At 61.2% G+C, this 24,574-nt stretch carries 25 protein-coding genes; 13 read left to right on the top strand and 12 right to left on the bottom strand.

Features of this window, described 5'->3' with window-relative positions:
- Window positions 1-89 precede the first annotated feature (89 nt).
- Window positions 90-1,079, bottom strand: a complete 990-nt coding sequence (locus EX00_RS11580) for a sugar-binding transcriptional regulator (RefSeq protein ID WP_047457247.1) — start codon at window positions 1,077-1,079, stop codon at window positions 90-92.
- Between the two features lie 503 nt (window positions 1,080-1,582).
- Between EX00_RS11580 and tal the strand changes: the two genes are divergently transcribed.
- Window positions 1,583-2,548 carry a transaldolase gene (tal, locus tag EX00_RS11575; RefSeq protein WP_047457244.1) on the top strand — a complete coding sequence of 322 codons (966 nt, stop codon included), beginning with the start codon at window positions 1,583-1,585 and terminating at the stop codon, window positions 2,546-2,548.
- Window positions 2,549-2,614: 66 nt separating this feature from the next.
- Here the strand turns inward: tal and EX00_RS11570 are convergent, their stop codons facing one another.
- The 4 genes from EX00_RS11570 to EX00_RS11555 form a co-directional block, all read right to left on the bottom strand.
- The gene (locus tag EX00_RS11570; RefSeq protein ID WP_047457241.1) at window positions 2,615-3,781 is read right to left on the bottom strand and encodes a CaiB/BaiF CoA transferase family protein; all 1,167 of its coding nucleotides are present in this window, start codon (window positions 3,779-3,781) and stop codon (window positions 2,615-2,617) included.
- A 1-nt stretch (window position 3,782) separates the two neighbouring features.
- Window positions 3,783-4,328 carry a MaoC family dehydratase gene (locus tag EX00_RS11565; protein WP_047457238.1) on the bottom strand — a complete coding sequence of 182 codons (546 nt, stop codon included), beginning with the start codon at window positions 4,326-4,328 and terminating at the stop codon, window positions 3,783-3,785.
- A 30-nt stretch (window positions 4,329-4,358) separates the two neighbouring features.
- Entirely contained in the window at window positions 4,359-5,195 is an 837-nt protein-coding gene (locus tag EX00_RS11560) for an amidohydrolase family protein (RefSeq protein ID WP_047457236.1), read from the bottom strand.
- Window positions 5,196-5,258: 63 nt separating this feature from the next.
- Window positions 5,259-6,092: an IclR family transcriptional regulator gene (locus EX00_RS11555; RefSeq protein WP_052210705.1), complete on the bottom strand. Its 834-nt coding sequence runs from the start codon at window positions 6,090-6,092 to the stop codon at window positions 5,259-5,261.
- A 142-nt stretch (window positions 6,093-6,234) separates the two neighbouring features.
- Between EX00_RS11555 and EX00_RS11550 the strand changes: the two genes are divergently transcribed.
- The 11 genes from EX00_RS11550 (at window position 6,235) to EX00_RS11500 (ending at window position 16,519) form a co-directional block, all read left to right on the top strand.
- Window positions 6,235-7,551 carry a type 2 periplasmic-binding domain-containing protein gene (locus EX00_RS11550; RefSeq protein ID WP_047457233.1) on the top strand — a complete coding sequence of 439 codons (1,317 nt, stop codon included), beginning with the start codon at window positions 6,235-6,237 and terminating at the stop codon, window positions 7,549-7,551.
- A gap of 179 nt (window positions 7,552-7,730) precedes the next feature.
- The gene (locus EX00_RS11545) at window positions 7,731-8,624 is read left to right on the top strand and encodes a carbohydrate ABC transporter permease (RefSeq protein WP_047457230.1); all 894 of its coding nucleotides are present in this window, start codon (window positions 7,731-7,733) and stop codon (window positions 8,622-8,624) included.
- Between the two features lie 2 nt (window positions 8,625-8,626).
- On the top strand, window positions 8,627-9,493 hold the full coding sequence (locus EX00_RS11540) for a carbohydrate ABC transporter permease (RefSeq protein ID WP_047457227.1): 867 nt from the start codon (window positions 8,627-8,629) through the stop codon (window positions 9,491-9,493).
- Window positions 9,494-9,497: 4 nt separating this feature from the next.
- Complete coding sequence (locus EX00_RS11535) at window positions 9,498-10,595, top strand: ABC transporter ATP-binding protein (protein WP_047457224.1); 1,098 nt, start codon at window positions 9,498-9,500, stop codon at window positions 10,593-10,595.
- A 16-nt stretch (window positions 10,596-10,611) separates the two neighbouring features.
- Entirely contained in the window at window positions 10,612-11,724 is a 1,113-nt protein-coding gene (locus EX00_RS11530; RefSeq protein ID WP_047457221.1) for a mandelate racemase/muconate lactonizing enzyme family protein, read from the top strand.
- Window positions 11,725-11,738: 14 nt separating this feature from the next.
- Complete coding sequence (locus EX00_RS11525) at window positions 11,739-12,068, top strand: L-rhamnose mutarotase (RefSeq protein WP_047457218.1); 330 nt, start codon at window positions 11,739-11,741, stop codon at window positions 12,066-12,068.
- Between the two features lie 174 nt (window positions 12,069-12,242).
- Window positions 12,243-13,316, top strand: coding sequence for a Gfo/Idh/MocA family protein (locus EX00_RS11520; RefSeq protein ID WP_047457215.1), 1,074 nt, complete (start codon window positions 12,243-12,245; stop codon window positions 13,314-13,316).
- A 3-nt stretch (window positions 13,317-13,319) separates the two neighbouring features.
- Complete coding sequence (locus EX00_RS11515; protein WP_047457212.1) at window positions 13,320-13,772, top strand: MaoC/PaaZ C-terminal domain-containing protein; 453 nt, start codon at window positions 13,320-13,322, stop codon at window positions 13,770-13,772.
- On the top strand, window positions 13,772-14,902 hold the full coding sequence (locus tag EX00_RS11510; RefSeq protein ID WP_047457211.1) for an extracellular solute-binding protein: 1,131 nt from the start codon (window positions 13,772-13,774) through the stop codon (window positions 14,900-14,902). Before EX00_RS11515 ends, EX00_RS11510 begins: the two co-directional genes overlap by 1 nt.
- Window positions 14,903-15,003: 101 nt before the next feature.
- Window positions 15,004-15,735, top strand: coding sequence for an SDR family oxidoreductase (locus EX00_RS11505; RefSeq protein WP_047457209.1), 732 nt, complete (start codon window positions 15,004-15,006; stop codon window positions 15,733-15,735).
- A gap of 127 nt (window positions 15,736-15,862) precedes the next feature.
- The gene (locus EX00_RS11500; protein ID WP_234709000.1) at window positions 15,863-16,519 is read left to right on the top strand and encodes a DUF1345 domain-containing protein; all 657 of its coding nucleotides are present in this window, start codon (window positions 15,863-15,865) and stop codon (window positions 16,517-16,519) included.
- Window positions 16,520-16,544: 25 nt separating this feature from the next.
- On the opposite strand, the gene EX00_RS31035 is transcribed toward EX00_RS11500, so the two are convergent.
- The 7 genes from EX00_RS31035 to EX00_RS11465 form a co-directional block, all read right to left on the bottom strand.
- Window positions 16,545-16,718, bottom strand: a complete 174-nt coding sequence (locus EX00_RS31035) for a DUF1328 domain-containing protein (protein ID WP_047457203.1) — start codon at window positions 16,716-16,718, stop codon at window positions 16,545-16,547.
- A 165-nt stretch (window positions 16,719-16,883) separates the two neighbouring features.
- Window positions 16,884-18,311, bottom strand: coding sequence for a gamma-aminobutyraldehyde dehydrogenase (locus tag EX00_RS11490; protein ID WP_047457200.1), 1,428 nt, complete (start codon window positions 18,309-18,311; stop codon window positions 16,884-16,886).
- Between the two features lie 12 nt (window positions 18,312-18,323).
- Window positions 18,324-19,139 carry an ABC transporter permease gene (locus EX00_RS11485; protein ID WP_012652428.1) on the bottom strand — a complete coding sequence of 272 codons (816 nt, stop codon included), beginning with the start codon at window positions 19,137-19,139 and terminating at the stop codon, window positions 18,324-18,326.
- Complete coding sequence (locus tag EX00_RS11480; RefSeq protein WP_047457197.1) at window positions 19,129-20,100, bottom strand: ABC transporter permease; 972 nt, start codon at window positions 20,098-20,100, stop codon at window positions 19,129-19,131. Before EX00_RS11480 ends, EX00_RS11485 begins: the two co-directional genes overlap by 11 nt.
- Window positions 20,097-21,083 (bottom strand): ABC transporter ATP-binding protein, encoded by a 987-nt coding sequence (locus EX00_RS11475; protein ID WP_047457194.1) that lies wholly within the window; start codon window positions 21,081-21,083, stop codon window positions 20,097-20,099. Before EX00_RS11475 ends, EX00_RS11480 begins: the two co-directional genes overlap by 4 nt.
- 172 nt (window positions 21,084-21,255) lie before the next feature.
- Window positions 21,256-22,416 (bottom strand): ABC transporter substrate-binding protein, encoded by a 1,161-nt coding sequence (locus EX00_RS11470; RefSeq protein ID WP_047457192.1) that lies wholly within the window; start codon window positions 22,414-22,416, stop codon window positions 21,256-21,258.
- A 202-nt stretch (window positions 22,417-22,618) separates the two neighbouring features.
- The gene (locus EX00_RS11465; RefSeq protein ID WP_047457189.1) at window positions 22,619-23,527 is read right to left on the bottom strand and encodes a LysR family transcriptional regulator; all 909 of its coding nucleotides are present in this window, start codon (window positions 23,525-23,527) and stop codon (window positions 22,619-22,621) included.
- A gap of 194 nt (window positions 23,528-23,721) precedes the next feature.
- On the opposite strand from EX00_RS11465, the gene EX00_RS11460 reads away from it, so the two are divergent.
- Window positions 23,722-24,549, top strand: coding sequence for a hypothetical protein (locus EX00_RS11460; RefSeq protein ID WP_047457188.1), 828 nt, complete (start codon window positions 23,722-23,724; stop codon window positions 24,547-24,549).
- Window positions 24,550-24,574: the final 25 nt, after the last annotated feature.

Raw genomic sequence — 24,574 nt, 5'->3', positions numbered from 1 at the left:
AACGGGTTACCAATCTCCACCCTTGTGGGGGAGATGTCACGAAAGTGACAGAGGGGGGTATGCGCTCTCCGCGAATTCGGCGCCGACGATCAAGCCGCCTTCGCCACCGCCATCTGCAACAATGCCTTGGCGGCACTTTCATCCGTGATCAGCGTGTTGCAGCCGATGCGCTTGATGGTGGCGCTGATGGCGAGTGCGCGGTGCGCGCCGCCTGAGGAGATGACGATGTGCTTGGCTTTTTTCAGCGTATCGAGATCAACGGACATCACGCGCTTGTTGATCGGATGGTCGACTGAATTGCCCTCGGCGTCGAGGAAATTGAACATGGTGTCGCAGACGCAGCCGGCGTCGATCAGCTGATCCAGCTCGCGTTTCGAGATGAATCCTTCGGATAGCGATGTCGATTGCGGGCCGATGTCGCCGCAGCTGACGATGGCGAGGTCAAGGTTTTCGGCCAGTCGGTAGATCGCCTCCAGCCCGCATTTTTCGATCAGATTGCGCTTGGTCTCGATGGAATCGACCAGTAGCGGCGCCAGGAACATATAGCATTCCGCGCCGAGCTGGCTTGCCAGGCGCCAGGTATAGTCGATCGGGTTGGTCTGGTGGACGGCGACGATGCCGCCGAGCAGCGAGACCACCTTGCAATTGTCGCGGCGGGGCGGGCGGAAGCTTGCGAGCGAAGCGGTCATCGTCCGGCCCCAGCCGACGCCGATCGTGTAGTTGTCGGGGATCGCTTCCGTCAGGAACTGGCCGAGCGCCAGGCCGACACTTTTCGCCTGGGCATTGACGTCGCCGCCGGCTGGAGCCGGAACGACGATCGCCTCGTCCAGCCCGTAAATGCGCTCCAGCTTGATCGCCAGTTCGACGCAGTCGTCGATACCTTCATTGATCCAGATCTGCACCTCGCTGCGGCGCATCGCCTCGTCGAGCAAGCGGATGACGGTGGTGCGGCTGATGCCTAACTGTTCGGCGACATCTTTCTGTGTCAGGCCCTGATTATAATAGAGCCAAGCGGCGCGCAGCCGCAGAGACGCCGTCTCGGAATAGGCAGTGTGTGTCCCGCGTCTGAGTTTGGCCACAGGTCCTCCAGCAAGATTTTCGCCCGCCCATTCTGCTCGATTGATCGCAGGCAACCAGGGTTGCCGCGGCGGCGCAGGGCAGGGGCGGCGAGATCGGCTCTTCGCCTGGAGATATTCTATGGCTTGAAACTTATGTCAATTGAAATGCACAAATGTCGCTTGACTTTTCCCGGCGAGATTGATGATAGTCGCCCCAAGGAATACGGTCTTTGTCCAGTCGAGGAGGGCAATGTGCAAGTGCTGCGCCGTGGGAATGCTTGTCTGGGCAGGGAGCCATATAGGGCGCTCTCACCCGACGAAAAGCCAGTCCCCGGAAAGTTGTTTCCTCGCGGCTCCGGCCGTTCACCGGAATTGGAACCATCGCACTGTTTCTGCCGTTACCGAGGCATGGGAGGCAGTGCGGCGCGATCCGCTCTCAGTCTTCGTGTCGTCCATCGAACCGGACGGAATCGCCGGTCAGTATTTCCCAACCCAATGGGCCAAATTCAACAAGGATAGGTATCATGACATCCAAGCTTGACCAACTTCGCGCCATGACGACGGTCGTGGCCGATACCGGTGACATCGAGGCGGTTGCCCGTCTGAAGCCGGTCGATTGCACGACCAACCCGACCATCGTCCTGAAGGCGCTCGGCACGCCGATGTTCGCCGACGCGATCAAGGAAGCCGTCGTTTGGGGCAAGAAGCAGGGTGGCACGCCGGATGCTGTTGCCGCTGCGGTTGCCGACCGTCTGGCGATTTCCGTCGGTGCTGCTCTCTCCGGCCTCGTTCCCGGCCGTGTTTCGACCGAAGTCGACGCCGACCTGTCCTTCGATACCGAGGCATCGCTTGCCAAGGCTCGCGCCATCATCGCCGCCTACAAGGAGCGCGGCATCGAGCGCGACCGTATCCTGATCAAGCTCGCCTCCACCTGGGAAGGCATCCGTGCCGCCGAAGTGTTGCAGAAGGAAGGCATCGACTGCAATCTGACGCTGCTCTTCAGCAAGGCCCAGGCCGTCGCCTGCGCTGACGCCAAGGTCTTCCTGATCTCGCCCTTCGTCGGCCGTATCCTCGACTGGTACAAGAAGTCGACCGGCAAGGACTACACCCCGGAAGAAGATCCGGGCGTTCTGTCCGTTCGCGAAATCTACAACTACTACAAGGCCAACGACATCAAGACGATCGTCATGGGCGCCTCCTTCCGCAGTGCCGCCGAAGTCGAAGCTCTGGCCGGTTGCGATCGCCTGACGATCAGCCCGAACCTGCTGGACGAACTCGCCAAGGACGAAGGCAAGCTGGAGCGCAAGCTCTCGCCGGAAAACAAGACCTCCGTCGCCAAGATCATCGTCGATGAAAAGACCTACCGCTGGCAGATGAACGAGGATGCGATGGCGACCGAAAAGCTCGCCGAAGGCATCCGCGCATTCGCCAAGGATCTCGGCACGCTTCGCGCCATGGTCAGCAAGGAACTACAGCTCGCTGCCGCATAAGCAGTTGAACTGAGATGAACAAGGCGCGGCTACCGAAGGGTGGCCGCGCTTTTTCTTTGGTCGCGTCTAGTCGGCGCTGATTGCGAATTCCGCCCGGATCTTCTCCGAGCCGCTGCCAATCGTCGGGGCCGCGAGATCGTTCTTAGCGCGCACGCCATTGACGCGGATCGGGCTTGCCGTCGTGTGGACGGAAATGCCGTCGCCACGGGTCACGGTTTGCAGCATGTCGAGTTGGCGGAAGGCGGCGGTTTCCAGTAGCTGCGGCCAATCGAGCACTTCTGTCGCCCAGATATCGGCGGGCTCGAGGATGGTGAGCCATTCCGCCACCGTCTTCTGATGCAGGCGGATGGCGATCAGGCTCTTGATCTCGTCGCGCAGGGAAAAGGCTTCGTCCGGCGTGTAATCGGCAAGTGCGGGCAGATCGAGGAGTGGCGCCAGTTTCGGCAGCGGCGTCATGGCCAGTGCCAGCCAGCCGTCGGCGCAGTGGTAGACGCCGTAGGGTGCCGAGAGATAGGCGTGGGCATTGCGCACCGAGGACTTTTTCGGCAGGCGGCCGCCGTCGTTGAGATGCGTGGTCAGTACCTCGAACTGGAAGTCGATCATCGCTTCCAGCAGGCTGGTTTCGACATGGACGCCACGGCCGGTAACGCTGCGCCGCACGAGACCGGCGAGAATGCCCTGGACGATGAGATTGCCGGCCAGCATATCAGCAACCGCAAGGCCGAAGGGCACAGGGCCGTCATCGGCCTCGCCGTTCAGCCACATGGCGCCGGAGCGTGCCTGGGCGAGCAGGTCTTGTCCTGGAAAATGCCGCCATTCATTGTCCGGTCCGTAGCCGGTGATGCTGCCGTAGACGATGCGGGGGTTGATCGCGGTGACCGAGGCGTAATCCAGGCCGAGGCGCTCGATAACCCCGGGGCGAAAATTCTGGATGATGACGTCGGCCTTTTCGATCAGCGCGCGAAGATCCCGCAGATCGCCTTCGTCCTTCATGTTGATGGCGAAGCTTTCCTTGCCGCGATTGATGGCGTGGAACAAGGTCGAGTCGCCGCCGATCTCGGTGTCGCTGAGATAGAGCCGCCGACAGAGATCGCCGCCATCAGGCCGCTCGATCTTGATTACCCGCGCGCCGAGATCGCCGAGCCGCAGTGCTGCCATCGGGCCGGCCAGAAACTGACTCATATCGAGCACCACTATGCCGGCAAGCAGGCCCTCATTGTTTTGCTCGATCATTTCAGCCCTTCAGCTCCGGAGCGTCGGCAGGACGGCCGTCCTTGTAGCGCACGGTCTGTATATGCTCGCAGTAAAGCACCAGCTCGCCTTCGCCCTTGAAGACCTCATAGGATGAGCGGATCAGCCCGAGATCTTTATATTTCGGCTGCTTATCCAGGTTGGTGCGGATGGTGTAGATCGTGTCGCCGATGAAGGTTGGCTTGATGAAGCGCAGCCTGTCATAGCCATAGGAAAAGGCATTGATGCAATTGGTGGCGACGAGACCGAGACCGGCGGAGAAGACGAAGGCGCCGGCCACCAGTCGCTTGCCGAACAGGCCTTCCGTTTCGGCAAAGATCTGGTCGCTGACATAGGGATGCATGTCGAGCACCAGCGCGTTGAACTGCTGGGACTCGCCTTCGGAAATCGTGCGCCGCAGCGAGCGGATCTTGTGGCCGATTTCAAAGTCTTCGTAGAACCAGTTTTCCGAGTTCCAGACGGGAATATCGGCATGACCGACCGGCATGGTCTTCGGATGGGTGCTGGAAATGCCGACGGTGGCAGTCATGGCATGGTCTTTCGGTGATATGGCGGGCGCTCAGAGAGACCAGAGACGCTTGGCGTTGCGCTGATACAGCCGGTCGCGTTCGTCGGCGCTTGCCCCTTGCATCAGCGCATGCGTGGCGGCGACCCAGGTGGAGAGACCGCCGCCGAGCGTGCAGACCGGCCAGTCGCTGCCCCAGATGACGCGATCCCAGCCGAAGCTTGCGATCGAATGCTCGACGAAGGGTTGCAGCCTGTCGACGGTCCAGCTGTCTGGATCGGCATAGGCGACGATACCGGAAATCTTGACGACGACATTCGGACGCCTGGCAATCTCGGTTATTCCCGAGGACCAGACCTGGCCGAGTTGCTTCTTGATCGCGGGCACGCCGCAATGGTCGAGAATGAACTGGACGTCGGGATTGAGGTCAGCGAGCGCGATTGCCTTGGAAATCTGATGCGGCAGCACGCAGAGATCGAAGGTAAGGCGCGTGCCGGCCAGCCGCTTCAGGTTTTCGCGGAAGAGCGCGCCTTCGGAAACATCATCCGGCACGACATGCAGGACGCGACGGAAGCCCTTGACGAAGGGATCGGCGAGCACGCGCTCCAGATAGGCGGGAAAGCCGACATCCTCCGGACGGCAGGCGGCGATGGCGCCGCGGATCAGGCTGCCGGGCTTTCGGCTCAAGCCTTTGACATAGTCTGTTTCCCGCTCGATATCGCTCTCGTCGACATCGACTTCCATATGCAGTGTGTCGGTAATCCCGCAGCGATGCGCTTCGCGGGCATAGTCCTCGTAGAAGCTGTCGCGGTTTAGCGCGCCGGCCCCTTCCAGCCAGGGATATGCAAGTTTCTCGCGATCGACGATGTGCAGGTGACTATCGAAAAGCATGGCGATCCTCCCATCATGCTGGCCAATATATACTCACAGAAGAATAGTTTATTCAAATAGAAATTATATGTCGCTGGTATCCACGGTCCCGACCACTGTTTCGGAGATCTGCTTTGCCGCGTCCCGCACATAGTCGATGACCTGATCATAGGTCGGCGCATTGGGATTGACCGGCTGGATATAGGGGCAGGTGAGTGCCGCCAGCGCATTACCATCCATGGCCAGGATCGGCGCGGAGATATTGCGTACGCCATTGGTCTGCAGGCTGTCCATGGTCTCGAAGCCCTTGTCGCGGATCAACCGCAGCCTGTCGTCGAGATCGGCCGGCGGTCGGTCGTCCTCCTGGTCCTGCTGGCGGCGCTGCTCGTTGATCATCATCTGGCGCTGCTTCTCGTCGCGAAAGGCGAGGAGGATATGGCCGGAGCCGGTGTTGAACAGGTTGATCTGTGCGCCGACGCGGATAGAGATGCCCCAATAGGTCGGCGAATCCTGCTGGGCGATGACCACGACCGAGCCACGGTCGAAGATCGCCAGATGGCAGGCTTGCTCGGCGCGGTTGGAGAATTCGCGCATCAGCGGCGTGGCGAAGGAAACGAGCCGGCGCACCGGCGCATGGTAATGCGCCAGGCCGAAAAGCTTCAGTGTCAGATAGAAACGGTCGCCATCCTGCCGCTGCACATAGCCGCGCCGCACCAGCCGGTCGAGCATGCGGTAGAATTCATTCGGGCTCTTGCCGAGCGCCTTGGCGATTTCCGCCTGCGTCAGCCCGCCATCGATGCGCGCCAGCAGCTCCAGAATATCGAGGCCCTTGTCCAGCGCCGGGGCGCGATATCGATCGCTGTCGTCTTCAATGGTCACGGTCGGCCTCTCGTCAATGAAACATGATTCATCATTCATATGTGAATGAATACGATTTGCAAGCGCCCCTGATCTCGGCTTGACGGCCAATGAATAAGATGTTTACTTATAAATTAATGATCCATATTTGGGTCACGTGGGCGATCGGGCGGGGAGTCCGGTTCTTTAGGGAGGAATGACAATGAAGAATTTGAAGGCCGGTTTTGCCGCCGGCGTGATGGCATTGCTCGCGAGCACCGCGGCTTTTGCCGCCGACCTGCCCGGCAAGTTTCCGGGCGTGACGATCGATGCCAAGCTGATCGGCGGCCAGCAATATGAGCCGCTCTATGCGCGCATTACCGAGTGGGAGAAGGAGACCGGCGCCAAGGTCAACATCCTCTCCAAGAAGAACCATTTCGAGCTCGACAAGGAAATCAAGTCGGACATGGCATCGGGTGATATCTCCTGGTGCGTCGGCTCGAACCATTCGTCCTTCGCGCCGCAATATCCCGACCTTTACACCGATCTCAACAAGCTGTTGCCGAAGGAAGAGATTGCCCAGTTCGTCGATTCAACGATCGGGGCCTCCACTATCGACGGCCGGCTGATCATGTTGCCGCGCGCGCAGTTCGACGTCTCGGCGCTCTATTATCAGAAGAGCCTCTATAGCGATGAGGCGAAGAAGACGGCGTTCAAGGCCAAGTACGGCTACGATCTCTCACCGCCGAAGACCTGGAAGGAAGTGTCGGATCAGGCGGTGTTCTTCGCCAATCCGCCGAATTTCTTCGGCACGCAATTCCCCGGCAAGGAAGAGGCGATCAATGGCCGCTTCTTTGAAATGCTGGTCGCGGAAGGTGGTGAATATCTCGACAAGGACGGCAAGCCGGTCTTCAATTCCGAAGCCGGCGTGCGTGCGCTCGACTGGTTCGTGAACATGTACAAGGCGAAGGCCGTTCCGGTCGGCACGACCAACTATCTCTGGGACGATCTCGGCGCCGGCTTTGCCTCGGGCACCGTCGCGCTCGATCTCGACTGGCCGGGCTGGGCGACCTATTTCAACGATCCGAAATCCTCAAAGGTTGCCGGCAATGTCGGCGTCGTCGTGCAGCCCGTCGGCTCGTCCGGCAAGCATACCGGCTGGTCTGGCCATCACGGCTTCTCGGTGACCGAGGCCTGCGCCCACAAGGACGCGGCTGCCTCGCTCGTTTGGTTCCTCACCAATGACGATTCGCAGAAGCTCGAAGCCGCCAACGGCACGCTGCCGACCCGCAAGGCGGTCTGGGAGTGGGATATCCAGCAGGCTGCTTCCGATCCCTACAAGAAGGAAGTGCTGAGCACCTTCCAGGAATCGATGAAATACGCCTTCCCGGTTCCGCGCACGCCGCAATGGATCGAGATTTCCAACGTCGTCTATCCTGAACTTCAGGCCGCCATCCTCGGCGACAAGACCTCCAAGGAAGCACTCGACACGGCCGCGCAGAAGGCGACCGATGTTCTGAAGGATGCCGGTTCGCTCTGATCGACGCAATCAGGTCCTGCGCCCGGAAACGGGTGCGGGACGTCTTTGAAAATGCCTATGACCTGCGCCTTTAGGGGCCGGTCTGTCCGGCCGGACGTGCCTCCGGCCTCTCGGCCCCGTGCAATCGCATTCCACGCAGTCCGGGCCACGCTGCTGAGGAATGCCGACAGGTGCAAACCATGTTCAAGAAAATATCCCCACCGGTCCTGCTGCTTCTTCCAGCGATCATCGTGCTTGTGGCGGTGGTGCTGTTTCCGCTGCTTCTGTCCTTCTATTCCAGCTTCACGCCGTTTCGCCTGACGCGGCCGTCGACGCTCTTCACCTTCATCGGTCTGCGCAACTACATCCGCATCCTGACCGATCCGGTGTTCCTGGCGGCGTTCGTGCGCACCGTCGTGCTGCTGACGATCGCGCTCAATCTGGAAATGCTGCTCGGTCTCGGCCTGGCGCTCCTGGTCAACAAGGCGACCCACGGAAAGCGCATCCTGCGCACGCTGATGATGTTTCCGATGATGTTTTCGCCGGTGCTTGTCGGCTTCCAGTTCAAGTTTATGTTCAACGACAATGTCGGCATCATCAACAATGCCTTGCAGTCGCTAGGCATCACCAATGATGCCATTCCGTGGCTGATCGACGGCAATCTGGCGCTGTTTTCGATCATCGTCGCGGAAGTCTGGTCGTCCACCTCCGTCTTCGCCATCCTCATCCTCGCTGGCCTCTTCGCCATGCCGCAGGAGCCGGTGGAGGCCGCGAAAGTCGATGGCTGTACGGGCTGGCAGACCTTCCGCTATGTCACCTGGCCGTTCCTGATGCCCTTTGCCTTCATCGCCATGACCATCCGCTCGCTCGACGTCGCCCGTGCCTATGACATCGTCAAGATCATGACCGATGGCGGCCCGGCGCGGCGCACGGAGCTGATCTGGACGTTGGTTGGACGCACGGCCTACGCCGATGCGCAAATGGGGCTCGCCAATGCCATGGCCTATGTCTCGATCCTCCTGTCGATCGCCTTCACAGTGTATTTCTTCCGTAAGCTGGCGCTTGCCCGCACCCAGATCGGAGCGGAGTGGTAATCATGGATCGCAATGCCGAACAACGCCTGCGCCGCCGCATCGGAAAAGTCGCCTATCTCTTTGGCCTTTTCATCGCGATGCTCATCATCTGCCTGCCGGGCTTCTGGATCATCCTGAGTTCGCTGCGCCCAACAGTCGAGATCATGGCGAAGCCGCCGGTCTGGATCCCGCACGAACTTTCCCTTGAAGCCTATCGCGCCATGTTCAGCGGCGCGGGGCAGGGCGGCATTCCCGTCTGGGATTATTTCCGCAATTCGCTGGTGATCTCCATCACCTCCACCGCCATCGCGCTCATCATCGGTATGTCCGGCGGCTATGCCTTTGCCCGCTTCCGCTTCACCGGCAAGTCGACGGTGTTCCTCGGCCTGATGCTGACGCGCTCCGTGCCGGGTGTCGCTTTGTCGCTGCCTTTGTTCATGGTCTATGCGCGGCTTGGGATCATCGACACGCATTTCGGCCTGATACTCACCTATGTCGCGCTGAATGTGCCTTTCACCATCTGGCTGATCGACGGATTCTTCCGGCAGGTGCCGAAGGATCTGGCTGAAGCGGCGCAGATCGACGGCTGTACGCGCTGGCAGGCCTTCTGGCAGGTGGAGTTTCCACTTGCCGGCCCCGGCATCGCATCGGCAGGCATCTTCGCCTTCCTCACCTGCTGGAACGAGTATGCGCTGGCCTCGCAGCTGACGCGTTCGGTCAATTCCAAGACGCTGCCGGTCGGCCTGCTCGATTACACGGCCGAATTCACCATCGACTGGCGCGGCATGTGTGCCCTCGCCGTGGTGATGATCGTTCCGGCGCTCGCACTCACATTCATCATTCAGAAGCATCTGGTGTCAGGTCTGACATTCGGTGCGGTCAAAGGTTGATCCCATGGCTCAGGTCTCGCTCAAAAAACTCGTCAAGCGCTACGGTGCCCTGGAAATCGTCCACGGGATCGATCTCGATATCAAGGACAAGGAATTCATCGCTCTGGTCGGGCCGTCCGGCTGCGGCAAGTCGACGACACTGCGCATGATCGCCGGCCTCGAAAATATCTCCGACGGCACGATCGAGATCGGCGATACCGTCGTCAACGACCTGCCGCCGCGCGACCGCAACATCTCCATGGTATTTCAGTCCTATGCGCTCTATCCGCACATGACTGTGCGCGAGAACATGGGATTCTCGCTGAAGATTGCCAAGCAGCCACAGACGGAGATCGACCAGCGCGTGAACGAGGCGGCTGCCATCCTCGGCCTCGATACGCTGATGGATCGCCGCCCGGCGCAGCTTTCTGGCGGCCAGCGCCAGCGCGTCGCCATGGGCCGCGCCATCGTCCGCCAGCCGGAAGTCTTCCTTTTCGACGAACCGCTGTCGAACCTTGACGCCAAGCTTCGCACGCAGATGCGTACCGAGATCAAGAAGCTGCATGCCAAGGTGCAGTCGACGGTGATCTACGTCACCCATGACCAGGTGGAAGCGATGACGCTTGCCGACCGCATCGTCATCATGCGCGACGGCTATATCGAGCAGGTCGGCACGCCGGACGAGGTGTTCAAGCGCCCGGCTACCCGCTTTGTCGCCGGCTTCATCGGTTCGCCGCCGATGAATATCGAGGAGGCGCTGGTGTCTGCCGGCGCGCTGGTGTTCAAGAATGGCGACAGGCTGCCGTTGCCGAGCCAGTTTACGGATCGGGTCAAGGATGGCGAAAAGGTCGCTTTCGGCCTGCGCCCGGACGATATCTTCCCCACCGGTCATGGCCTGCATTCCGGCGCGGAAGCGGCGGTGCATGAGGTGACGCTGCCGGTCTCCATCACCGAGCCGCTCGGCAACGAAACCCTTGTTTTCGTCGAATTCGCCGGCCGCGAATGGGTGTCGCGCATGCTCAATCCGCGTGGCCTGAAGAGCGGCGAGCAGCTGAAGATGAGCTTCGATCTCAGCCAGGCACATCTCTTCTCCATCGAAACCGGTAAGAGCCTGGCGATCTGAGCGAGGGAGGCGAGACATGGCCCGCATCGAGAAAATTGAACTGCGCATGGTCGACCTACCGCCGAAGGTGAAGCGGACGGATGCGATCCAGAGCTTCGTCAGCCAGGAAACGCCGATCGTCACCATCATCGATTCTGATGGCGCGGTTGGCACCGGCTACAGCTATACGATCGGTACCGGCGGTTCGTCGGTGATGCGACTGCTGGCCGACCATCTGGCGCCGCTCTTGATCAGCGAGGATGCCGATTGCATCGAGGCGATCTGGCATAAAATGGAATTCGCCACCCACGCGACGACCATCGGCGCGATCACGGCGCTGGCGCTTGCCGCTGTCGATACCGCGCTCTGGGACCTGCGCGCCAAAAAGCAGAGCCTGCCGCTCTGGAAACTTGCCGGCGGCGCCAGGGATCGTTGCCCGCTCTATACGACCGAGGGCGGTTGGCTGCATATCGATAAAGAAGCCCTGGTCGAGGATGCCCTGCAAGCTAAGGCCAAGGGCTTTTCCGGTTCGAAGGTGAAGATCGGCAAGCCGCATGGCTCGGAGGATTATGATCGTCTGTCGGCCATGCGTCTGGCGCTTGGGGCCGGCTTCGAGATCATGACGGACTGCAATCAAGGCTTTACTGTCGACGAGGCGATCCGCCGTGCCGCGCGGTTGAAGGAGCTGGATCTCGCCTGGATCGAGGAGCCGCTGCCGGCTGACGATCTCGATGGCCATATTCGCCTGACCCGCTCGACGCCGACGCCGATCGCGGTTGGGGAATCCATCTATTCGATCCGGCATTTCCGCGAGTACATGCAGAAAGGCGCCTGCTCGATCGTGCAAGTCGACGTCGCCCGCATCGGCGGGATCACGCCCTGGCTGAAAGTGGCGCATGCGGCGGAAGCCTTCGACATTCCGGTTTGCCCGCATTTCCTGATGGAGCTGCATGTCAGCCTCGTCTGCGCCGTGCCGAACGGGAAATATGTCGAATACATTCCGCAGCTCGACGACCTCACGACCAAGGGCATGGACATCGTCGATGGCAAGGCGCTTGCGCCGTCCGAGCCCGGTATCGGTATCGCCTGGGATTGGGAGGCGGTGAAGGCACGGTCGATCGGTGAGTTCACCAGAGAGATTCACGGCTGAGGGAGGGAACGATCATGCAGCGTATGGGAATGGTGATCGGCCTGGAGCCGTCGAAGATCGAGGAATACAAGCGCTTGCATGCGGCCGTCTGGCCCGAGATCCTGGCGCTGATCACCGACTGCAACATCACGAACTATTCGATCTTCCTGAAGGAGCCGGAAAACCTGCTCTTCGGCTATTGGGAATATATCGGTACGGATTTTGAGACCGATATGGCCAAGATGGCAGCGAGCCCGAAGAACCAGGAATGGTGGTCGGTCTGTATCCCCTGCCAGAAGCCGCTTGAGACCCGCAAGGAGGGTGAATGGTGGGCGATGATGGAGGAGGTGTTTCATCTTGACTAGAGATCGGAATGGAAAGCGCCGCGAAGCGGCGACCTCCCCCTCGAGGGGGGAGGTCGCGCGGAACGCGCGGGTGGGGGTGACGCTCGGAACGCTCATATCTGATTTTTTTGCTCTAGGAGAGATCACCCCACCCCGGACCTTCGGTCCGACCCTCCCCCTCAAGGGGAGGGTGTGATGACCTTCGATCCCCAATCGCTCCGCCAATGGTGGCCCAAGCCTAGCGTCCCGCGCTCGATTGTAATTTTCGGCGCCGGCAGCATCGTCGGCGACGCCCATTTGCCGGCCTACAAGAAGGGTGGCTTTCCGGTGGTGGGTCTTTATGATCCGAATGCTGAAAAGGCGCAGGCCCTGGCGGATCAATGGGGTATCCACGCTTTCACCACCGAAGCCGAGGCGCTGGCCGTCGAAGGGGCGATCTTCGATCTGGCTACCCCACCCGTCGCTCACGCCGCCATTCTTGCCAAGCTGCCGCACGGTTCCTTCGCTCTGATCCAGAAGCCGATGGGCAGTGATCTTGCCGGGGCGACGGAGATACTTAGGGTATGCCGCGAGCGCGATATCAAGGCGGCCGTCAATTTCCAGCTCCGCTTCGCGCCGATGATGCTGGCGCTTCATGATGCGATCGAGAAGGGCTATCTCGGCGAGGTCGTCGACTTCGACGCCTGGTTGGCGCTGGCGACCCCTTGGGGGCTTTGGCCTTTCCTGAAAGGTTTGCCGCGCATCGAGATTGCCATGCACTCGATCCACTATCTCGATTTCATCCGTGGCCTGCTCGGCAATCCCAAGGGCGTGCATGCCAAGACCATCGGCCATCCGAACCATGAGATGGCGCAGACGCGCACGGCCGCGATCCTCGATTATGGCGACAGGGTGCGCTGCGTGCTCTCGGTCAATCATGATCATGATTTCGGCCGCAAGTTCCAGGCCTGCGAGTTCCGCATCTCGGGAACCAAGGGTGCGGCCTATATCAAGCTCGGCGTCAATCTCGACTATCCGCGCGGCGAGCCCGACGAGCTTTGGATTAAGCCTGATGGCGGCAGCGACTGGGTCGAGGTGAAGCTCGAAGGCGCCTGGTTCCCGGATGCTTTCGTCAACCGCATGGCCAATCTGCAGCGCTTCGCCTCGGGCGAGGACAAGGTGCTGGTCGGCTCCGTCGAAGATGCCTGGCAGACCATGGCGCTGGTCGAGGCCGCCTATCAATCGAGTGCACAGCCGGCGACGCCGATTGCCGAACTCCCGAAGGTATGACCCATGGCTGAACAAACGATCCATTTCGAAGACTATGAACTCGGCCATGTCAGGGTGACGACCGGACGGACGATCACGGAGACTGATTTCGTCGTTCATGCCGGCCATACCGGCGATTTCTTTCCGCATCACATGGACGCGGAGTTCGCCAAGACCCTGCCGGGCGGCCAGCGCATCGCGCATGGCACGATGATCTTCTCGATCGGTGTCGGACTGACGGCCTCGCTGATCAATCCCGTCGCTTTCTCCTATGGTTACGACCGGCTGCGCTTTATCCGTCCGGTGCATATCGGTGACACGATCCGTACGCGGGTGACGATATCGGCGAAAGAGGACGATCCGAAGCGCCCTGCATCCGGCCGGGTGGTCGAGCGCTGCGAGGTGCTCAATCAGCGCGACGAAGTCGTACTCGCCGCCGATCATATCCTGATCGCCGAGCGCAAGGCGGCAGGCTAATGGTGAAACTCAAAGGCATGACCTGGTCGCATCCGCGCGGCTATGACCCGATGGTGGCCTGCTCGAAGCTTTGGCTGGAAAAGACCGGTGTTGAGATCGCCTGGGAAAAGCGTTCGCTGCAGGATTTCGAGACCTTTCCGGTGGAGGAGCTTGCCGCCGCTTACGATCTAATCGTCATCGACCACCCGCATGTCGGCCAGATCACCCGCGAGAATTGCGTATTGCCGCTCGATGACGCGGAGCACACTGACGAACTCGCCGCTATTGCCGCTGGTACGGTCGGTCACTCCTATCCGAGTTATCATTGGCAGGGCCGGCAATGGGCCTTCCCGATCGACGCGGCAACGCAAGTTCAGGCTTACCGACCGGATCGGCTGAGCGGGCCGATCACCGATCTCGCCGAGATCGTCGGGCTGGCTGCGAAGGGCAGAGCGATCCTGCCGATGCGCTCGCCGCATGTGCTGATGACCTTCTTCACGCTGGCGGCGCATCTCGGCACGCCCTGTAGTATCGAAGGGCCGGAGTTTATCGCCAGGGCGGATGGCGAAGTCGTGCTCGACTGGATGGCGCGGATCGTCGGTAGCATGGATGCCCGATGCTATCACATGGACCCGATCGCCGTGTTCGATCTGATGGGCGAGCCGGATTGCCCCTATGATGTCTCCCCCTTCATATACGGCTATGTCAGCTATTCCTTCGCCGGATTCCGGCCGGCGCGTATCGCCTTCGCCGATATGCCGGTGATCGATGGTCGCGCGCCCAACGGGTCGGCGCTTGGCGGCACGGGCATTGCCGTTTCGGCCGCGACGCGGGCGCCGGAGGAGGCCAAGGCCTTTGCGCGCTGGATCGCCGGCGGCCGGGTGCAGGCGACAGCCTATGCCGCGAGCAACGGCCAACCGGGCCACGCGGATGCCTGGGTCAGCGATATCGTCAACGCGCCGGCACTCGATTTCTATCGCAACACGCGGGCCACGCTGGAAGGCGCCTATGTCCGGCCGCGCCATGACGGCTATATGGCGTTTCAAAGTGATGCTTCGGAGATTATTACCCATGGACTGCGCACCGCCGAGCGGCATACAGTCCTTATCGACAAACTCAACCGGCGCTTCGCGCAATCGTTTGAAGGCTAGAGTGGAACGGCTCTAGCCGTCTGTTTTTGCTTGTTCTTATCCGGAAATGGCCTCGGGCTTTCCTGGATCGGAAACAAGCCATGGAGGAAAGGATCAGGATTATGGGTCACGGATTGGAAGGCAAGAAGGTCGTCATCACGGCGGCGGGACAGGGCATCGGCCGGGCGACGGCGGAGCGCTTCATTTCGCTCGGCGCGCATGTCTACGCTACCGATATCAACGAGCAGACGCTCTCGACGCTGGAAGGCGCCACTACGCATGTGCTGAACGTACTCGATAGCGCTGCGGTCAAGGCTTACGCCAGCGAGATCGGCCCGATCGACGTGCTCTTCAATTGCGCCGGTTTCGTGCATTCCGGCACCATTCTCGACTGCGAAGAGAAGGACTGGGATTTCTCCTTCAATCTCAACGCCAAGGCGATGTACACAACCTGCCGTACCTTCCTGCCGGGCATGCTGGAAAAGGGCAAGGGCTCGATCGTCAACATGGCGTCTGTCGCCTCCAGCGTGAAGGGCGTGCCCAACCGCTTTGCCTATTGCGCCTCCAAGGCCGCCGTCATCGGGCTTACCAAGTCGATCGCCGCCGATTTCGTCTCCAAGGGCATCCGCGCCAATGCCATTTGCCCCGGCACGGTCGACAGTCCTTCGCTGCATGATCGCCTGCGCGCCACCGGCGACTACGAAAAGGCCATGGCCGATTTCATCGGCCGCCAGCCGATGGGCCGCATCGCCGACGCCAAGGAGATCGCGGCGCTGGTAACCTATCTGGCCGGCGACGAGGCGGGCTTCACCACCGGCCAGATCCACGTCATCGACGGCGGCTGGACGGCCTGAGCGCCATCTTCCTCCAGATCAGAGGCTCCGTATTGCGGGGCCTCTTTTTATTTGCCACTCTCGTCCGCGAATCGGCGTCTGAAAGACGATTTGCAATCAGGAGAGCGGCATGGGCGTGGACGGACGGATGCATCGTTCCAGAGGCCTCGTACTGCTGCGTAAGCATCAGGTGATTTTAATCGCTACCGCTGTCGGAGTGGCGGTTTTTCTGCTTCTGACATCGCGCGCCTTGAACGCGGGCAATTTGCTCATTGCCTGGAATACGACCGCCATGGTCTATATCCTGTTCAGCCTCTATCGCATGCTGACGGCCGATGCGCACCGTATCCGCCAACGTTCCGCTGATCTTGATTCCTCGGATGTGTTGCTGCTGCTCCTGTCGAGCGCGGCGGCAGTCGCCAGCATTGGTGGGATCGTCCTGGATTTGCTCGGCATCAAGGAGGCGTCGCCCGAGGTCGCGTTTTTCCGCGTGTCGATGGCGATCGTGACGATCCTGATTTCCTGGGTGTTCCTGCATATGCTGTTTACCATCCACTATGCGCACCGCTTCTATGGCGAATCGGGCAAGGGGCAGGGGCTGACATTCGCCGAACCGTTGGAGGAGCCCATCTATTGGGACTTTCTCTATTTCTCCTTCACCATCGGCGTCGCCGCCCAGACCGCTGATATTGGTGTTTCCTCCGTCAGCATGCGCAAGCTGGTGCTGTTGCACTCCATCCTGTCGTTCCTGTTCAACACGACGATCCTGGCGCTTGCGATCAACGTCGGGGCGAGCCTGGTATAGCCCGCCCTCGGATCGCTGCCGGTCGTCACAGTACCATGTTGCCGGCCATGACCGCCATGATCAGGAACACCAGGAAGACGATCAGGAAGATGGCGAAGAGCACACGGGCAATCGTCGCCGTTGCGGCGGAGACGCCGGAAAAGCCGAAAAAGCCGGCGATCAGCGAAATCACGAAAAATATGATGGCCCACTTCAGCATGAGAAATCTCCTCTGCGTTGCGTTCAATGGAGACGCATGAAAGGGGAAATTGTTCCGCTGCCGTTTTGATCGGCATGTGATCTCGCCGCTGAGAGCGAGATCAGGTTCGTCCTATGCCGCACCATCCGGCCCTTCGCTTCGGCTGCGCCGAACCGCGTCTCACCCTCACCCATGGTTGATCATCACATGCCGGACGGCGGTGTAGTCTTCCAGAGCATAGACCGACATGTCCTTGCCGTAGCCGGATTGCTTCAGGCCGCCATGCGGCATCTCGTTGACCAGCATGAAGTGGGTGTTGATCCAGGTACAGCCATATTGCAGGCGGGCGGCGGTCTGCATGCCGCGACTGATGTCCTTGGTCCAGACGGAGGAGGCAAGGCCGTAATCACTGTCATTGGCCCAGGCAACGGCGTCGTCGGGATTGGTGAAGCGGGTGACGGAGACGACGGGACCGAAGACTTCGCGGCGGACGATCTCGTCATCCTGCGTCGCGCCGGCAACGATGGTCGGAGCATAGAAGAAGCCGCGGTCGCCCGAGGTCTTGCCACCGGTGGTGATCTCCATGTGCTTGTGTTCGGCAGCGCGTGTGACGAAGCTTTCGACGCGGTCGCGCTGGCGTTTGGAGATCAGCGGGCCGATTTCGTTTTCGGTGTCGTCGGCAAGGTTGAACTTGATGCTGGAGACGGCTGAGGTGAGGTCGGCGACGAAATTGTCGTAGACCTTGGCATCGGCATAGATGCGGCAGGCGGCGGTGCAGTCCTGGCCGGCATTATAATAGCCGAAGGTCCGGATGCCGGCGACGACGGCGTCGATATCGGCGTCGTCGAAGATGATGACCGGGGCCTTGCCGCCGAGTTCGAGATGCGTGCGCTTCACCGTCTTGGCGGCGGCCTGCAACACCTTCTTGCCGGTGGCGACATCGCCGGTGATGGAGACCATGCCGATCTTCGGATGGTTGATCAGCGCGTTGCCGACGCTTTCGCCACGGCCGAGGATGACGTTGACGACGCCTTCGGGCAGAATGTCCGCCAGCAGCTTTGCCATCTTCAGCGCCGTCAGCGGCGTCTGTTCGGAAGGCTTGAAGACGACGGTGTTGCCGCCGGCAATCGCCGGGGCCAGCTTCCAGGCCATCATCATCAGCGGGTAGTTCCATGGCGCGATCGAGCCGACGATGCCGATCGGGTCGCGGCGGATCATCGAGGTGTGGCCGGGGAGATACTCGCCGGCGACCGGGCCATGCAGGTTGCGCACCGCGCCGGCAAAGAAGCGGTAGCAGTCGACGATGGCGGGGATCTCGTCGTTGAGCACGGCATTGATCGGCTTGCCGCAGTTCAGCGCTTCCAGCGCCGCAAAGCCCTCGGCATCCCGCTCGATGGCGTCGGCGATCTTCAGAAGATAGGTGGAGCGCTGGCCGGGCGTGGTCTGCGACCAGCTCGTGAACGCCTTTTCGGCGGCATCGACGGCGGCGTCGATCTGGCCGAGCGACGCCTCGGGCAGATTGAGCACGGTTTCGCCGGTCTTTGGGTTGAGGACGTGTTCTTCCGTCTCCGTGCCGGCCTCGAAGCGGGAACCGATCAACATCTGGGTGTCCATAATAATCTCCCTTTATTTGCCGCCGCCGGCGATCTGGTCGCCGTCGCGAGTAAGATAATAGGCTGCCAGGATCGGCAGGAAGGTGACGAGCACCACGACCATGGCGACGACATTGGTGACGGGACGCTGGCGCGGGCGAATGAGCTCCTGCAGCATCCAGATCGGCAGCGTCATCTGCTGGCCGCCGGTGAAAGTGGTGACGATGACCTCGTCGAAGGACAGCGCGAAGGCAAGCATGCCGCCGGCCAGCAGCGCCGTGCCGATATTCGGTAGGATGACATGGCGGAAGGTCTGGAAGCCGTCGGCGCCGAGGTCCATCGAAGCTTCTATCAGCGAACCCGAAGTGCGGCGGAAGCGGGCGACGGCATTGTTGTAGACCACGACGACGCAGAAGGTGGCGTGGCCGAGAACGATGGTCCAGACCGAGAAGGGAATGTCGAACAGGCTGAAGGCGGAGCGCAGCGCGATGCCGGTGATGATGCCGGGGAGCGCGATCGGCAGGATGACCAGCAGCGAGATCGCCTCACGGCCGAAGAATTTCGTCTGGCTGACGGCGGCGGCGCAGAGCGTGCCGAGCACCAGGGCGATGGCGGTCGCGATGGTCGCCACCTGGACCGACAGAGCCAGCGACGACCAGACATCCGGCCGGTTCCAGGCAATGCCGAACCATTGCAGCGTGAAGCCCGGCGGCGGCCACTGATAGCTCTTTTCCTCCGTCGTGAAGGCATAGACGAAGATCAAGAGGATCGGCAGATGCAGGAAGAGCAGGCCGCAGGCGGCGGCGGTCTTCAGAGGCAGGGAGGCGCGTTGGCCGCGATCAGAGCGCATCGAAAGCTCCCTGTTTCTTGGCGATCCAGAGATAGATGGCCATGATGACGATCGGCACCACCGAGAAGGCGGCGGCAAGCGGCACATTGCCGGCCGTGCCCTGCTGCGCATAGACCGCCTGGCCGATGAAGAGGCGCGACGAGCCGATGATCTGCGGGATGATGTAATCACCAAGCGTCAGCGAGAAGGTGAAGATCGAGCCGGCGACGATGCCGGGGAGCGCCAGCGGCAGCAGCACCGTGCGGAAGGTCTGGTTCGGCATGGCGCCGAGATCGGAGGAGGCCTCGAGCAGATTGGTGGGCACGCGCTCAAGGGCAGCCTGGGTCGGCAGGATCATGTAGGGCAGCCAAATATAGACGAAGACAAGGAAGGTGCCGATGTAGCTCACCGACAACGAGTTGCCGCCGATGATGGGCAGTGCGAGCACGCCGTCGAGCAGCCAGCCGAGGTAGAGCTTGCTGAAAAGCCAGGTCAGTATGCCTTCCTTGGCGAGGATCAGCTTCCAGGCGTAGACCTTGACGAGGTAGCTCGACCAAAGCGGCAGCATGACGCCGAGATAGAACAGCGCTTTCCATTTTCCCTGCGCATAGCGCGCCGCATAATAGGCGATGGGGAAGGCGACGAAGGCGGAGGCGATGGTCACCAGCGCCGCCATGACGACGGTGCGGACGATGATGTCGAAATTGGCGGAATTCAACAGTTGTGCGTAGGTCGAGAGCGTGAATTCGTAATTCACCATTCCGGAGAAATCGTCGACCGAGAAGAAGCTCTGCAACAGCAGCGCGATCAGCGCACCGATATAGATGATGCCGAGCCAGAGGAGCGGCGGCGTCAGCATCAGGAAGAGGAAGAGTTTCGGGCGGCGCCAGAAGAGATCCGAAAGGCGGCCGAAGAAACCGCCGCGGCTTGGCAGGATCGAGGTGGGCGGCGGCGCGGCCGTGGTGATGCTTGCCATCGTCATGCCGCGTCGTCCATGTAGTGCACGTCGGCGGATGCCCAGGCAAGGCGGATCGAGGCGCCGGTTTCCGGGATGGGCTGGCCGGCCGGCACGGTGACATGCAGCCGCGTGCCGTGTGCTTCGACGGAAAGGCGGGTAGCGGCGCCGAGGAAGCTGGTCGCCTGCACGGTGGCGGCAAGGCCGGCGCTGTCGCCAAGACGAATTGCCTCGGGCCGCAGGCTCGCCCAGCGGCGTTCGCCGCCAAGCGATGACATGGTCTCGGGCGCGATTACATTGGAGGAGCCAACGAAATCGGCGACGAAGCGGGTCTTCGGCCGCTGATAGATGTCGTGCGGCGTGCCTTCCTGCACGATCTTGCCATTGTTGAAGACGGCAACACGATCGGCCATGGACAGCGCCTCGCCCTGATCATGGGTGACGAAGACGAAGGTGATGCCAAGCGCGCGCTGGAGGCTCTTCAGCTCCTCCTGCATCTGCTCGCGCAGCTTCAGGTCCAGCGCGCCGAGCGGCTCGTCGAGAAGAAGGACTTTCGGCTTGTTGACGAGCGCGCGGGCCAGCGCCACGCGCTGGCGCTGGCCGCCGGAGAGCTGGCCGGGGCGACGGGCGCCATAGCCCGGCAGCTTCACCATGTCCAGCGCCTGTTCGGCAGCCTTCCACCGCTCCGCCTTGCCGATGCCCTTGACCATCAGCCCGTAGGCGACGTTGTCGAGGATGTTGAGGTGCGGGAAGAGGGCATAATCCTGAAACACGGTGTTGACGTTGCGGCGATAGGGCGGCACGCCCTCGGCGGTTTCGCCGAATATTTCGATATGGCCGTCGGTCGGCTGCTCAAAGCCCGCAATCAATCTGAGGCAGGTGGTCTTGCCGGAGCCGGAGGGGCCGAGCATGGCGAAGAACTCACCGGGCGCGATCTCCAGATCGACGTGGTCGACGGCGCGGACCTGGCCGAAATGGCGCGATACCTGCTGGAAACGAACGGCGGTCATGGGATGCTCCAAGGATATGCAGAGATAATAGGGCGTATATTTCCATCTTGCCCTCTCCCTTCCGAGGAGAGCTCGGCGAGGCGATGAGGGGCTTTGGATGCCGCTCCCCTCATCGTCCCGGCGGGATCGCCACTCCTTGCAGTGGAGAGGCGATCGCCGTGATCGGCGTGAGCTATCTGCCCCCAATCACGCCGATATAGTCGGAAACCCAGCGGTGATAAGGCACGCATTCGCTTTCGCTCGTGCACTTGGCGACCGGGGTTTTCCAGAACTTGATCTTGTCGAAGTGGTCATAGCCGTTGGTGGCGCAACCGCTGTCGGTGAGCAGTTCATTGCCCTTGCAGGCGGCGGGAACCGAGGGGACCGCGCCGAACCAAGCGGCGGCGTCGCCCTGGACCTTGGCCTGAAGTGAATGTTCCATCCACATATAGGCGCAGTTCGGGTGCTCGCTGTCGACATGCAGCATGGTCGTATCGGCCCATCCGGTCGCGCCTTCGTCGGGGAAGGTGGAGGCGATCTTCTGCTTGTCGGCCTGCAGCAGGTTCACCTGGAACGGCCAGGAGCCGGAGGCGACGACGCCTTCGTTCTTGAAATCGTCCGTCTGGATCATCGCGTCATGCCAATAGCGGCTGACCAGTTTGCGCTGGCCGCGCAGCAGGTCGAGGGCTGCCTTATACTGGTCTTCGTTGAGTTCGTAAGGGTCCTTGATGCCGAGTTCCGGCTTGTGGGCCATCAGATAAAGAGCGGCGTCGGCGATGTAGATCGGGCCGTCATAGGCCTGGACGCGGCCCTTGTTGGATTTGCCGTCCGGCAGGGTCATCTCCTCGAAGACGACATTCCAGCTCTTCGGCGCCTGATCCTTGAAGGCGTCGGTATTGTACATCAGCACGTTCGGTCCCCAGAGATAGGGTACGCCGTAGTGGGCACCGTTGACTGTATGCCACGGGGCATTCTTCAGCCTGTCGTCGAGGGTCTTCCAGCTCGGGATCAGGTCGGTGTTGATCGGCTGGACGCGCTTGCCGGCAACAAGGCGGAGCGACGCATCGCCCGAGGCGGTGACGAGGTCGAAGCCGCCTTCGTTCATCAGCGCCACCATCTCATCCGACGTCGCGGCGGTCTTGACGCTGACCTTGCAGCCAGTCTCTTTCTCGAAGCTGGTCACCCAGTCGTAATTCTTGTCGCTCTCGCCGCGCTCGATATAGCCGGCCCAGGCAACGATGCTGACGGCGCCTTCGCCCTTGCCGAGCGTCTTCAGCGGCTCGGCGGCGATGACCTGCGTGGCGAAACTTAGGCATGCGAGTGCGGCAGTGCATGATTTCAGCAAATGCTTCATCGGAGTCTCCCGGTTTTTGAGCCAGTTGGTATCGGAGCCAGTGCCTGGCATTTTTGTTCCCGGAGAAAAGGTGACGCGATTTTGCCGCATTCGCAAATTCATTTATCAGAAAGTCGATATCGGAATTTCCGATAGGTTCCCTTATTTGATTGAGCGTGATCTTGTCCGAAAACCGCTTCACACTTTTCGGGATCACGCTCGCCTACCTCTGCCGCCCCGATCGCATGCTTTCGGCGACGCCGACGAAGTCGCGGGCAGCCTGCGGCAGGCTCGATCCCTTGCGCCAGACCATGCCGACCTGGACGACCGGCAGCGAGCCGGAGACGTCGCGGCTCTCGATGCGATCGCCTTCTAGCGACCAGGGGCGGTAGACGAGATCCGGCAGCAATGCAACGCCTGCACCGGTAGCGACCAGGCTGCGCACCGCCTCGACGGAGCGGGTGCGGAAGGCGACATGCGGGCGGGCGCCGAGCGCCGTCAGCAGCTTGCCGGTGTTTTCCTCGATTTCGTCGATGGTCAGCATGATCAAAGGCTCGCGCGTGATGTCCGCGACGCTGATGATATCGGCGGAGACGAGGGGATGGCCCATGGGTAGCCAGAGGCGATAGGGGGATGTCTCGATGATTTCAGCCTGCAGCGCCATGCGGTCGCGCAGGTTGGAAATGACCATGACGGCGACGTCGAGCTCGCCGCCGACCAGAAGATGCTCGAGATAGCCGCCATTATCCTCAATGGCGCTGACCTCGACGCCGGGGCAGACGCGGCGATAGCGTGCGAGCAGGTCGGACAACACATAACCGGCGACGAGCGAGGTGACGCCGATGTTCAATGTGCCGCCGGTGGCATTCTGCTGGCCGGAAAAGCTGGTGCGGGCGTCCGAAACGGTCGAAAGGATTTTCGTTGCGTGCCGCAGGAACTGGTGGCCGTTGTGGGTGATAGTGAGCCCGCGCGGATGGCGGTCGAACAGCTCGACGCCGAGATCGCTTTCCAGTTCCTTCAGGGCTTCGGTAACCGAGGATTGGGAGATCGACAGGTTCTGCGCGGCGCGGGTGACCGAGCCCTGTTCCGCCACGGCGACGAAATATTGAAGCTGTCTCAAGGTGAACGCCATGTCCCGGTTAGAGCATGGCCGCGCGGTGCAAGGCAAGCACCGGCATCGGCCTGAAAAATCTGGACCTTTTTTGGTAAAAGCAGCGAGAGCGACACAAGTTTCATATCTGTTTTAAGCATTCCGAAACGCCACATCCTTAACGTGAGGATCAATCATCTTGTCGCGTTGGAGTGCTTTATGCTGGAGCAGTTGGCGTGAGCGCCTTACTGCATATGTTCCGGTCCCCCCGGAAGCTTGTCGTCCTCATCGGCGGAGTGGCCTTGTTGATAGGCTCCTCCGGCGCTTTCGCGCTTTATCTGGGCAAGGACAGGTTCCAGGGTTTTGTCTCGGCCTCTCCAAACGGCCTGGAGTGCAGCAATGTCAGCCTCATCACCATCCGCAAGGAAAACCGCTTCTGGGTGCGCAAGTATATTCGTACCGACCCGACCGATGGCCTGACGCGCGTGAGAACGGCGCTTCGCGTCGCCAAGGCGGTCTATGAGGAGCAGAAGCCGGATCTTGTTCAGGTGGTGGTTCTCGACCAGAACGGCCCGACGTTGCGATCCGATATTCGCGGACGAGCGCTGGGCGCCGATGTCGTCTATGTGCCGCATCCCGACAAGGTGGCCAGTGGCGCCGTCGAGGCGCCGGTCACGGCGCGGTATTACAATGGCGGTGCGAGTGCCCAGGGCCTGTTCTACGGCGAGCAGATCAATATGTTGCCCAACGATATCGACGAGACACTGGCCGCGCTGAAAAATTACAGCGATTGCGACAATCCGCTGGCCGCCGAGAACGACAAGGGGGGCGACGCCAGGTCAGACAAGCATAAGGCAGCGGTGGCGGCGGAAGAGAAGGCAACGGCGAAGGAGGCCGCCCATGCTTTGCCCGAGCCGGCAACGACCGGCAACCTGCCGCCCGAGCCTGACAAGGGCGACGAATTCATCGGTGTCGACGCCACCGATCCGAAGACGGCACCACCGCCGGGTCTAGACCCGACAATGACAGGTGCCAGCGGCCGGCGGTCGCCGGTCACGAATTGATCCAAGCTAGCTTTGTGTCGCTGGG

The sequence above is a fragment of the Martinezella rhizogenes genome, assembly GCF_000799715.1.
GTDB classification, from domain to species: domain Bacteria; phylum Pseudomonadota; class Alphaproteobacteria; order Rhizobiales; family Rhizobiaceae; genus Rhizobium; species Rhizobium rhizogenes_C.
Note: the sequence above shows the minus strand (reverse complement) of the source record. Positions and strands in the feature narration are given on the sequence as shown.